At 58.7% G+C, this 11,753-nt stretch carries 10 protein-coding genes; 9 read left to right on the top strand and 1 reads right to left on the bottom strand.

The window, feature by feature from the left end; genetic code table 11:
* Positions 1-149: 149 nt before the first annotated feature.
* From grpE to ACA058_RS03525, 8 genes are all read left to right on the top strand, one after another.
* Positions 150-716, top strand: a complete 567-nt coding sequence (gene grpE / locus ACA058_RS03490; RefSeq protein WP_497637865.1) for a nucleotide exchange factor GrpE — start codon at positions 150-152, stop codon at positions 714-716.
* Positions 717-818: 102 nt separating this feature from the next.
* Entirely contained in the window at positions 819-2,735 is a 1,917-nt protein-coding gene (dnaK, locus tag ACA058_RS03495) for a molecular chaperone DnaK (RefSeq protein ID WP_497637866.1), read from the top strand.
* A 296-nt stretch (positions 2,736-3,031) separates the two neighbouring features.
* The gene (dnaJ, locus tag ACA058_RS03500) at positions 3,032-4,156 is read left to right on the top strand and encodes a molecular chaperone DnaJ (protein WP_497637867.1); all 1,125 of its coding nucleotides are present in this window, start codon (positions 3,032-3,034) and stop codon (positions 4,154-4,156) included.
* Positions 4,157-4,166: 10 nt separating this feature from the next.
* Entirely contained in the window at positions 4,167-4,970 is an 804-nt protein-coding gene (gene dapB, locus ACA058_RS03505) for a 4-hydroxy-tetrahydrodipicolinate reductase (RefSeq protein WP_497637869.1), read from the top strand.
* A gap of 257 nt (positions 4,971-5,227) precedes the next feature.
* The gene (gene carA / locus ACA058_RS03510) at positions 5,228-6,364 is read left to right on the top strand and encodes a glutamine-hydrolyzing carbamoyl-phosphate synthase small subunit (protein ID WP_497637870.1); all 1,137 of its coding nucleotides are present in this window, start codon (positions 5,228-5,230) and stop codon (positions 6,362-6,364) included.
* Between the two features lie 118 nt (positions 6,365-6,482).
* Positions 6,483-9,704 (top strand): carbamoyl-phosphate synthase large subunit, encoded by a 3,222-nt coding sequence (carB, locus tag ACA058_RS03515; protein ID WP_497637871.1) that lies wholly within the window; start codon positions 6,483-6,485, stop codon positions 9,702-9,704.
* 2 nt (positions 9,705-9,706) lie between these two features.
* Positions 9,707-10,183, top strand: coding sequence for a transcription elongation factor GreA (greA, locus tag ACA058_RS03520; RefSeq protein WP_497639855.1), 477 nt, complete (start codon positions 9,707-9,709; stop codon positions 10,181-10,183).
* Between the two features lie 28 nt (positions 10,184-10,211).
* On the top strand, positions 10,212-10,616 hold the full coding sequence (locus ACA058_RS03525) for an MFS transporter (RefSeq protein WP_497637873.1): 405 nt from the start codon (positions 10,212-10,214) through the stop codon (positions 10,614-10,616).
* Between the two features lie 9 nt (positions 10,617-10,625).
* Here the strand turns inward: ACA058_RS03525 and ACA058_RS03530 are convergent, their stop codons facing one another.
* Positions 10,626-10,934: a YhbY family RNA-binding protein gene (locus ACA058_RS03530; protein WP_007942889.1), complete on the bottom strand. Its 309-nt coding sequence runs from the start codon at positions 10,932-10,934 to the stop codon at positions 10,626-10,628.
* A gap of 101 nt (positions 10,935-11,035) precedes the next feature.
* Between ACA058_RS03530 and rlmE the strand changes: the two genes are divergently transcribed.
* Positions 11,036-11,665 (top strand): 23S rRNA (uridine(2552)-2'-O)-methyltransferase RlmE, encoded by a 630-nt coding sequence (rlmE, locus tag ACA058_RS03535; protein ID WP_095194001.1) that lies wholly within the window; start codon positions 11,036-11,038, stop codon positions 11,663-11,665.
* The last annotated feature ends 88 nt before the right edge of the window (positions 11,666-11,753 follow it).

Consider the following 11,753-nt stretch of genomic DNA (forward strand, 5'->3'; position numbering starts at 1 on the left):
CCGAGGGGTTGGTTGAGAGGGGAATGACAATGCAGCTGTTTTTTGTAGGGTTAATGTTGGGTCACCCCCTTGAAGCTGGATTTTGCGGCCCCATATAGCTGGGCAGAAGCGCGAGTCAGGCTCGCGGACGATATTGAAAGGAGAATTCTATGGCTGACGAACAGACAGTGGATACGCAAAATCTAGACGCTGACCAGGCTGCCCAGGCTTCGGGTGATGACCTGGCGGCTCGTGTACAAGTGCTCGAAGAGCAACTGGCAGGCGCGCAGGATCAGGCTTTGCGTGTAGCCGCCGATCTGCAGAACGTCCGCCGTCGCGCCGAGCAGGATGTAGAAAAGGCTCACAAATTCGCGCTGGAAAAATTCGCCAGCGACCTGCTGCCAATCATCGACAGCCTGGAGCGCGGCCTGGAGCTTTCCAATCCGGACGACGAAAGCATCCGTCCGATGCGCGAAGGCATCGAGCTGACCCTGAAAATGTTCCAGGACACCCTGAAGCGTTATCAGCTGGAAGCGATCGACCCGCATGGCGAGCCGTTCAATGCCGTACTTCACCAGGCAATGGCCATGCAGGAAAGCGCCGACGTCGAGCCCAACAGCGTGCTCAAGGTGTTCCAGAAGGGCTACCAGCTCAATGGCCGCCTGCTGCGTCCGGCGATGGTCGTGGTCAGCAAGGCTCCTGCGCCAGTTTCGCCCTCTATTGATGAGCAGGCTTGAAATTAGCCGCAAGGCCCCCATTTAGAAGTCAAGCGTTTAAGTGCTACCGCAGTTAGCCACCACTGCTGCGGCAACCAAATCCAAAGTTTCGGGAGAGTGAACATGGGCAAAATTATCGGTATCGACCTGGGGACTACCAACTCCTGCGTCTCCGTGCTGGAAAACGGCAAGGCAAAAGTTATTGAAAACGCCGAAGGCGCGCGTACCACGCCGTCGATCATCGCTTACGCCAACGATGGCGAGATTCTGGTCGGCCAGTCCGCCAAGCGTCAGGCAGTGACCAATCCGCACAACACCCTGTATGCGGTGAAGCGTTTGATCGGTCGTCGTTTCGAAGAAGAAGTGGTACAGAAAGACATCCAGATGGTCCCTTACAAGATCGTCAAGGCTGACAACAACGACGCCTGGGTTGAAGTGAACGGCCAGAAAATGTCGCCGCCACAAATCTCGGCTGAAATTCTGAAGAAAATGAAGAAGACCGCCGAAGACTACCTCGGCGAGCCTGTGACCGAAGCGGTAATCACCGTTCCGGCCTACTTCAACGACAGCCAGCGTCAAGCCACCAAAGATGCCGGCCGCATCGCGGGCCTGGACGTAAAACGTATCATCAACGAACCAACCGCAGCCGCACTGGCTTACGGTATGGACAAGGCCAAGGGCGATCACACCGTGATCGTTTACGACCTGGGTGGCGGTACTTTCGACGTTTCCGTGATCGAAATCGCTGAAGTTGACGGTGAGCACCAGTTCGAAGTGTTGGCCACCAACGGTGACACGTTCCTGGGCGGTGAAGACTTTGACATCCGTCTGATCGACTACCTCGTCGACGAATTCAAGAAAGAAAGCGGTATGAACCTCAAAGGTGATCCGCTGGCCATGCAGCGCCTGAAAGAAGCCGCTGAAAAAGCCAAGATCGAGTTGTCGTCGAGCATGTCGACCGACGTGAATCTGCCGTACATCACTGCAGACGCCACCGGTCCCAAGCACTTGAACGTGAAAATCTCCCGCGCCAAGCTCGAAGCGCTGGTAGAAGACCTGGTTCAACGCACCATCGAACCTTGCCGCATCGCTCTGAAAGACTCCGGTATCGACGTTGGCTCGATCAATGACGTGATCCTGGTCGGCGGTCAGACCCGTATGCCACTGGTTCAGAAGCTGGTGACCGAGTTCTTCGGTAAAGAAGCGCGTAAAGACGTGAACCCGGACGAAGCCGTTGCCATGGGTGCTGCCATCCAGGGCGCCGTATTGGCCGGTGACGTGAAAGACGTTCTGCTGCTCGACGTCAGCCCGCTGACCCTGGGTATCGAAACCATGGGTGGCGTGATGACCGCGCTGATCGAGAAAAACACCACGATTCCTACCAAGAAATCGCAAGTGTTCTCGACTGCCGACGACAACCAGGGCGCCGTGACCATCCACGTGCTGCAAGGTGAGCGTAAGCAAGCGGCGCAGAACAAGTCCCTGGGCAAGTTCGACCTGGCCGAGATTCCACCAGCACCGCGCGGCGTGCCGCAAATTGAAGTGACCTTCGACATCGATGCCAACGGCATCCTGCACGTGGGCGCTAAAGACAAGGCGACTGGCAAGACTCAGTCGATCGTGATCAAGGCCAACTCCGGTCTGTCCGAGGAAGAAATTCAGCAGATGATTCGCGATGCTGAAACCAATGCCGAGGAAGACCGCAAGTTCGAAGAGCTGGCCGCTGCCCGTAACCAGGGTGATGCACTGGTTCACTCGACGCGCAAAATGGTCGCTGATGCTGGCGACAAGGTGAGCGCTGAAGAGAAGACTGCGATCGAAGCTGCTGTGGTTGCCCTGGAAGCCGCTGTCAAAGGCGACGACAAGGCCGCTATCGAAGCCAAGGTTGAAGAGCTGTCCAAGGTCTCCGCTCCAGTGGCGCAGAAGATGTACGCCGAACAGGCCCAGCCTGCTGAAGGCGCTGCACCGCAAGGCGAATCGGCTGAGAAGGCTGACGACGTTGTCGATGCTGAGTTCGAAGAAGTCAAAGACCACAAGTAAGTTGTTGGTCGGCCGGTTGACTGCCTTGCGGCGGTGACTGGTAGGATGTCGCCGCGCGGGAGCTTGCTCCCGCGTTGGCGTGTCTGGAGTAAGCGAATTTTTACAGCATGCGACAGTGGTCGCGTGTTGGTGGCATGGCCGGGAATGCTCCTGCTTTTCGCGCCGAAAGTGCCTCATCGAAACAAAGACCAGGATCGTTGAATTGACGTGAGTTGGGTCCGGGCCTGTATTGGGGCTCAACGAGTTTGACGAGGCTCAGGAGAGGTTCGTCGAACGTCCTCAAGAGTGCAGAGACTATGGCAAAGCGTGACTATTACGAAGTATTGGGTGTTGAGCGAGGCTCAAGCGAGGCGGACCTGAAAAAGGCCTACCGTCGCCTGGCGATGAAGCACCACCCGGACCGTAATCCCGATGACAAAACGTCGGAAGAGATGTTCAAGGAGGCCAACGAGGCCTACGAAGTGCTGTCCGATTCCAGCAAGCGTGCGGCGTACGACCAGTACGGTCATGCCGGCGTCGACCCGAGCATGGGTGGCGGCGGTGCCGGTTTCGGCGGTCAGAACTTCTCCGACATCTTTGGTGATGTCTTCAGTGACTTCTTCGGTGGCGGTCGCGGTGGTTCCCGTGGCGGTGCCCAGCGTGGCAGCGACTTGCGTTACACCCTGGAGCTGAACCTGGAAGAAGCGGTGCGCGGCACGACCGTGAATATCCGCGTTCCGACATTGGTCAACTGCAAGCCGTGCGACGGCTCGGGTGCCAAGAAAGGCTCTTCGCCGGTTACCTGCCCGACCTGTGGCGGTATCGGCCAGGTGCGCATGCAGCAAGGCTTCTTCTCGGTGCAGCAAACCTGTCCGCGTTGCCATGGCCAGGGCAAGATCATTTCCGATCCGTGTGATTCCTGCCACGGCGAAGGTCGTATCGAAGAGTACAAGACCCTGTCGGTCAAAGTGCCGGCCGGTGTCGATACCGGTGACCGCATTCGCCTGTCGGGCGAGGGTGAGGCGGGCGCCCAGGGCGGGCCGACCGGCGATCTGTACGTGGTGATCAACGTGCGCGAGCACTCGATCTTCCAGCGTGACGGCAAGCATCTGTTCTGTGAAGTGCCAATCAGCTTCGTCGATGCGGCGCTGGGTGGCGAGCTGGAGATTCCGACCCTCGATGGTCGGGTCAAGCTGAAAATCCCTGAAGGGACTCAGACCGGCAAGCAGTTCCGCGTGCGTGGCAAGGGCGTTGCGCCTGTGCGTGGCGGCGGTGCGGGTGACTTGATGTGCCGTGTGGCGGTCGAGACGCCGGTCAATCTGAGCCGTCGTCAGCGTGAAATGCTCGAAGAGTTCCGCAACTCCCTGGCGGACGACAACAGTCATTCCCCGAAAACCACAGGCTGGTTCGAAGGCGTGAAGCGCTTCTTCGGCGATTTGTAAGGAGACAGGCATGCGACGTATAGCTGTGATGGGCGCCGCCGGGCGCATGGGCAAAACCCTGATCGAAGCCGTGCAGCAAGCACCGGGTGCCGGCCTGACAGCGGCAGTGGATCGTCCTGACAGTACGCTGGTCGGCGCGGACGCTGGTGAGCTGGCGGCTATCGGTCGCATCGGCGTGCCGCTGTCGGGTGATCTGGATCGTGTGGTCGATGAGTTCGACGTGCTGATCGACTTTACCCACCCGACGGTAACCCTGAAGAACCTCGCCTTCTGCCGTAAGCACAACAAGGCGATGATCATCGGCACCACCGGCTTCAGCGTTGAAGAGAAGCAGTTGCTGGCAGAGGCGGGCAAGGATATCCCGATCGTCTTTGCGGCCAACTTCAGCGTCGGTGTCAACCTGTGCCTGAAGCTGCTCGACACCGCCGCTCGCGTGCTGGGTGACGATGTCGATATCGAGATCACCGAAGCCCACCATCGGCATAAAGTCGATGCGCCGTCCGGTACGGCCGTGCGCATGGGTGAAGTGATTGCCGATGCCCTGGGTCGCGACCTGAAAAAAGTCGCGGTTTACGGGCGTGAAGGCCAGACCGGTGCTCGCGCTCGCGAGACCATCGGTTTTGCCACTGTTCGTGCTGGCGACATCGTCGGTGATCACACCGTGCTGTTCGCCGCCGACGGTGAGCGTGTCGAGATCACCCACAAGGCATCCAGTCGCATGACCTTCGCCAAGGGCGCGGTACGTGCTGCTTTGTGGCTCGACGGGCGTGAGCCTGGTCTTTATGACATGCAAGACGTGCTCGACCTGCGTTAAGATGCACCCGAAATCGGGCTCGCGCGCAGCGTTTGAGCCCGGTTTGCCCCGCCAAGCGACGTCCTGTCGCATTCTCCAGCCTTTAAGGCTCATTGGCGGTAGACCAAAAATGCCTTTTTCTGTAAGCTACAGCTTTAGTGTGTTCACTAAAAGCGCGCAGAATAATTCAGTGAATGAGCGGGGTGACGTGTCCATACGTCACTCCGCTTTTTTACACCTGCGATCGCCCTTTCAGGCTTTATTTACGGGAGGTCTTCTTGACTAAGCCAGCCATACTCGCCCTTGCTGATGGCAGCATTTTTCGCGGCGAAGCCATTGGAGCCGACGGTCAAACCGTTGGTGAGGTGGTGTTCAACACCGCCATGACCGGCTATCAGGAAATCCTTACCGATCCTTCCTACGCCCAACAGATCGTTACCCTGACTTACCCGCACATCGGCAACACCGGCACCACGCCGGAAGACGCCGAGTCCGATCGCGTCTGGTCTGCCGGCCTGGTCATCCGTGATCTGCCACTGGTGGCGAGCAACTGGCGTAACACGATGTCCCTGTCCGACTACCTGAAGGCCAACAACGTTGTGGCCATCGCCGGTATCGACACCCGCCGCCTGACGCGCATCCTGCGTGAAAAAGGCGCACAGAACGGCTGCATCATGGCCGGTGACAACATTTCCGAAGAAGCCGCCATCGCCGCTGCCCAGGGCTTCCCTGGCCTGAAAGGCATGGACCTGGCAAAAGTCGTCAGCACCAAAGAGAAGTACGAGTGGCGTTCGACTGTCTGGGATCTGAAAACCGACAGCCACGCGACCATCGATGCGTCCGAGCTGCCGTACCACGTGGTCGCCTACGACTACGGCGTCAAGGTGAACATCCTGCGCATGCTGGTCGAGCGCGGTTGCCGTGTGACTGTGGTACCTGCGCAAACCCCTGCCGCCGATGCGCTGGCCCTGAAGCCGGACGGCGTGTTCCTGTCCAACGGTCCTGGTGATCCGGAGCCTTGCGACTACGCGATCCAGGCGATCAAGGATGTGCTGGAAACCGAGATCCCGGTGTTCGGTATCTGCCTTGGCCACCAACTGCTGGCCCTGGCCTCCGGCGCCAAGACCCTGAAAATGGGTCACGGCCACCACGGTGCCAACCACCCGGTCCAGGACCTGGACTCTGGCGTTGTGATGATCACCAGCCAGAACCACGGTTTCGCAGTAGACGAAGCGACCCTGCCAGCCAACGTCCGCGCGATTCACAAATCTCTGTTCGACGGCACCCTGCAGGGCATCGAGCGTACCGACAAGAGCGCCTTCAGCTTCCAGGGTCATCCTGAAGCCAGCCCTGGCCCGAACGACGTAGCACCACTGTTCGATCGCTTCATCAACGAGATGGCCAAGCGACGCTGATCGCTCGCCCTGATGTTGCAAAGCTTGAGGGCGGTCCCGATATCGGCGACCCCCTCAAGTCTTCACAGATTGAACAAGACGGCTTGCCGACTGACCTGCGGATTTGAGTGACAAACCCATGCCAAAACGTACAGACATTAAAAGCATCCTGATTCTCGGCGCTGGCCCGATCGTGATCGGCCAGGCCTGCGAATTCGACTACTCCGGCGCCCAGGCCTGCAAAGCCCTGCGCGAAGAGGGCTACCGCGTCATCCTGGTGAACTCCAACCCGGCCACCATCATGACCGACCCGTCCATGGCCGACGCCACCTACATCGAGCCGATCAAGTGGCAGACCGTTGCCAAGATCATCGAGAAAGAGCGTCCGGACGCGCTGCTGCCGACCATGGGTGGCCAGACCGCCCTGAACTGCGCCCTGGACCTGGAGCGCGAAGGCGTTCTGGAGAAGTTCGGTGTAGAAATGATCGGTGCCAACGCCGACACCATCGACAAGGCTGAAGACCGTTCGCGTTTCGACAAGGCGATGAAATCCATCGGCCTGGCGTGCCCGCGTTCCGGCATCGCCCACAGCATGGAAGAGGCCAATGCGGTCCTCGAGAAGCTGGGCTTCCCGTGCATCATCCGTCCGTCCTTCACCATGGGTGGCACCGGTGGCGGTATCGCGTACAACCGTGAAGAGTTCGAAGAAATCTGCGCCCGTGGTCTGGACCTGTCGCCGACCAAAGAGCTGCTGATCGACGAATCGCTGATCGGCTGGAAAGAATATGAAATGGAAGTTGTCCGTGACAAAAAGGACAACTGCATCATCGTCTGCTCCATCGAAAACTTTGACCCGATGGGCGTGCACACCGGTGACTCGATCACCGTGGCGCCGGCACAGACCCTGACCGACAAGGAATACCAGATCCTGCGTAACGCCTCCCTGGCGGTATTGCGTGAGATCGGTGTGGAAACCGGCGGTTCGAACGTTCAGTTCGGCATCTGCCCGGACACTGGCCGCATGGTCGTGATCGAGATGAACCCGCGTGTATCCCGCTCCTCGGCACTGGCTTCGAAAGCCACCGGTTTCCCGATCGCCAAGGTCGCGGCCAAGCTGGCTGTGGGCTACACCCTGGACGAACTGTCGAACGACATCACCGGCGGCAAGACTCCGGCGTCCTTCGAACCGTCCATCGACTACGTCGTGACCAAGCTGCCACGCTTTGCCTTCGAAAAGTTCGCCAAGGCTGACGCGCGCCTGACCACTCAGATGAAGTCGGTCGGTGAAGTCATGGCCATCGGCCGTACCTTCCAGGAATCCCTGCAGAAAGCCCTGCGTGGCCTGGAAGTGGGCGTTTGCGGTCTGGACGAGAAGGTTGACCTGAGCAACCCGGAAAGCATGAGCGTCCTCAAGCGCGAGCTGACCGTGCCGGGCGCCGAGCGTATCTGGTACGTGGCGGATGCAATGCGCGCCGGCATGAGCGTTGAAGACATCTTCGGCATGACCATGATCGATCCTTGGTTCCTGGTGCAGATGGAAGATCTGATCAAGGACGAAGAGAAGGTCAAGACCCTGGGTCTGACCAGCATCGACCGCGACCTGATGTTCCGCCTCAAGCGTAAAGGCTTCTCCGATATGCGTCTGGCCAAGCTGCTGGGTGTGACCGAGAAGAGCTTGCGTGCCCACCGTCATAAGCTGGACATCTTCCCGGTCTACAAGCGCGTCGACACCTGCGCTGCCGAGTTCGCCACCGACACCGCGTACCTGTACTCGACGTACGAGGAAGAGTGCGAAGCCGCGCCGTCGGGCCGCGACAAGATCATGATCCTGGGTGGCGGTCCTAACCGTATCGGCCAGGGCATCGAGTTCGACTACTGCTGCGTACACGCGGCACTGGCCCTGCGCGATGACGGCTACGAGACCATCATGGTCAACTGCAACCCGGAAACCGTATCGACCGACTACGACACCTCCGATCGCCTGTACTTCGAACCAGTGACCCTGGAAGACGTGCTGGAAATCGTCCGCGTCGAGAAGCCAAAAGGCGTTATCGTCCAGTACGGCGGCCAGACTCCTCTGAAACTGGCCCGTGCCCTGGAAGCCGCTGGCGTGCCGATCATCGGCACCAGCCCTGACGCCATCGACCGTGCCGAAGACCGCGAGCGTTTCCAGCAAATGGTCCAGCGCCTGAACCTGCGTCAGCCGCCAAACGCCACCGTGCGCAGCGAAGACGAAGCGATTCGTGCCGCCGCGAAGATCGGTTACCCGCTGGTGGTGCGTCCGTCCTATGTACTGGGCGGTCGTGCGATGGAAATCGTCTACGAAGAAGAAGAACTCAAGCGCTACCTGCGTGAAGCGGTTCAAGTGTCCAACGACAGCCCGGTGCTGCTGGATCACTTCCTCAACTGCGCCATCGAAATGGACGTGGATGCGGTCTGCGACGGCAAAGACGTCGTCATCGGCGCAATCATGCAGCACATCGAGCAGGCCGGCGTTCACTCCGGTGACTCCGCATGCTCGCTGCCGCCGTATTCGCTGCCGGCGCACATCCAGGACGAGATGCGCGAACAGGTCAAGAAAATGGCCCTGGAGCTGGGCGTGGTCGGCCTGATGAACGTACAGTTGGCGCTGCAAGGCGAAGACATCTACGTCATCGAAGTCAACCCGCGTGCTTCCCGTACCGTACCGTTCGTGTCCAAGTGCATCGGTGTTTCCCTGGCGATGATCGCTGCGCGCGTGATGGCCGGTAAAACCCTGAAAGAACTGGGTTTCACCAAGGAAATCATCCCGAACTTCTACAGCGTGAAAGAGGCGGTGTTCCCGTTCGCCAAATTCCCTGGCGTTGACCCGATTCTCGGCCCGGAGATGAAGTCCACCGGTGAAGTGATGGGCGTGGGCGACACCTTCGGTGAAGCATTTGCCAAGGCCCAGATGGGCGCCAGCGAAGTGCTGCCGACCGGCGGTACTGCGTTCATCAGTGTGCGTGATGACGACAAGCCACTGGTTGCGGGCGTGGCCCGTGATCTGATCAACTTGGGCTTTGAAGTGGTTGCCACTGCCGGTACTGCCAAGCTGATCGAAGCCGCAGGCCTGAAAGTGCGCCGCGTGAACAAGGTAACCGAAGGGCGTCCGCACGTAGTCGACATGATCAAGAATGACGAAGTCACCCTGATCATCAACACCACCGAAGGCCGTCAGTCGATCGCTGACTCCTATTCCATTCGTCGCAACGCCCTGCAGCACAAGATTTACTGCACCACCACCATTGCTGCTGGCGAAGCGATCTGCGAAGCGCTGAAGTTCGGTCCCGAGAAGACCGTACGCCGCTTGCAGGATCTACACGCAGGATTGAAGGCATGAGCATAACCAAGTACCCGATGACCGTTCAGGGCGCTCGCGCCCTGGAAGAAGAGCACACCCACCTGACCAAGGTCGTTCGTCCGAAGCTCAGCCAGGACATCGGTACGGCCCGTGAGTTGGGTGACTTGAAGGAAAACGCCGAATACCACGCTGCTCGCGAGCAGCAGGGTATGGTCGAGGCGCGGATTCGGGACATTGAAGGCCGGATTCAGAATCAGGTCATCATCGACGTCACGACCATCCCTCACACCGGTAAAGTGATTTTCGGTACTACCGTTGAAATCGCCAACGTCGAGACGGATGAGCGCGTCACTTACCACATCGTGGGTGAGGACGAGGCTGACTTCAAACTCGGCAAGATTTCGGTGGGCTCTCCCCTGGCCCGTGCCTTGATCGGCAAGGAAGAGGGTGATGTGGTCGCCGTGAAAACGCCAAGCGGCGTTATCGAGTACGAGATTGTTGAAGTCCGTCACATCTGAAGCAAGGCACCCGCTGAATGCGGGCGCCATGCTCTGGCAGCTGGCCCAGATGTTGTGGGTCGGCGGTCTGTGGCTGGTGCATCTCGGTTTGCAGCCGGTGTTGGGCCGAATTGGCCTGGCACCGTTGCTGATCGATGAGATCGCCGGCATGTTCGAGACCATGGTGGTGGGGTTTGCCGCCGTGTGCGTGATTTTTCAGGCTTTGGTGCTGGTACAGGCCAATGGCCTTGCCAGTCTATGGCGGGATTTTCGTGGGCAGGTGCTGCTGATCGCGTTGTGCGCGTGTGCGATGTTTGTCGCTGTGCGTGTTGGCTGGCCGGATGCGCAGCGCTGGCAGGTGTTCAGCTATCTGGTTATGGGCTTCTCGGGGCTGGTACTGATCATGCAGCCGGTGCCGGGGTGGAGTGGCAGGGTGCGCGAAGCACACCCCTGACCCTTGTCATCACTTGAAGCGATGGACGTTCGACAGCTGCTTGTTGACGCTGAAGTTCTTGCGGTAAATCAGTGCCATCTTGCCGATGACTTGAACCAGATCCGCTTTGCCGACCTTGCAGAGTTCTGCAATGGACGCCAGGCGCGATTCGCGATCGAGGATATTGAGCTTGATCTTGATCAGCTCGTGATCCGCCAATGCGCGTTCAAGTTCGGCTAACACACCTTCAGTCAAACCGTTGTCAGCCACAATCAAAACTGGTTTCAGATGGTGGCCAATGGATTTGTACTGTTTCTTCTGCTCTTGAGTGAGCGGCATAATCTGACCCTTTCGTCTGGATTCTGTAAAATGGCGGCCATTTTACCCGAGGGTTCGTGGATCCGCCCAATTAATCACGACCCTTATCATCGAGGTGCCCAATGGCGCGTTCCAAGACAAGCCTTGGTTGGCTGAAAAGACATGTCAATGATCCCTATGTGAAGCAGGCGCAGAAGGATGGCTACCGCTCGCGTGCGAGTTACAAGCTTCTGGAGGTCCAGGAGAAATACAAGCTGATCCGTCCGGGTATGACCGTTGTCGACCTGGGGGCGGCGCCCGGTGGCTGGTCGCAGGTCACTAGTCGGCTGATCGGTGGTCAGGGGCGCCTGATCGCCTCGGACATTCTGGAAATGGACAGCATTCCGGACGTGACTTTCATCCAGGGTGACTTCACCCAGGACGAAGTGCTCGCTCGGATCCTGGACGCCGTGGGTAATTCGCAGGTGGACCTTGTGATTTCCGATATGGCCCCCAATATGAGTGGTACGCCTGCCGTAGATATGCCCAAAGCCATGTTTCTTTGCGAGCTGGCTCTTGATCTGGCGGCTCGGATACTCAAGCCGGGTGGTAATTTCGTGATCAAGGTTTTTCAGGGTGAAGGGTTTGATGCTTACGTGAAGGACGCTCGTCAGAAATTCGACAAGGTCCAGATGATCAAGCCGGACTCTTCCCGTGGCAGTTCCCGCGAGCAATACATGCTGGCTTGGGGCTACCGCGGCCGGAGTGAATAAAGCGAGTTTTTTTTGCGGGGCAATAGGAATTTCGTATTTCGCCCTGTGAGAAATTGCGAATATTGTGTAGGAAGTGTTTCACAAAGGG

This window comes from Pseudomonas sp. LBUM1649 (assembly GCF_059716155.1).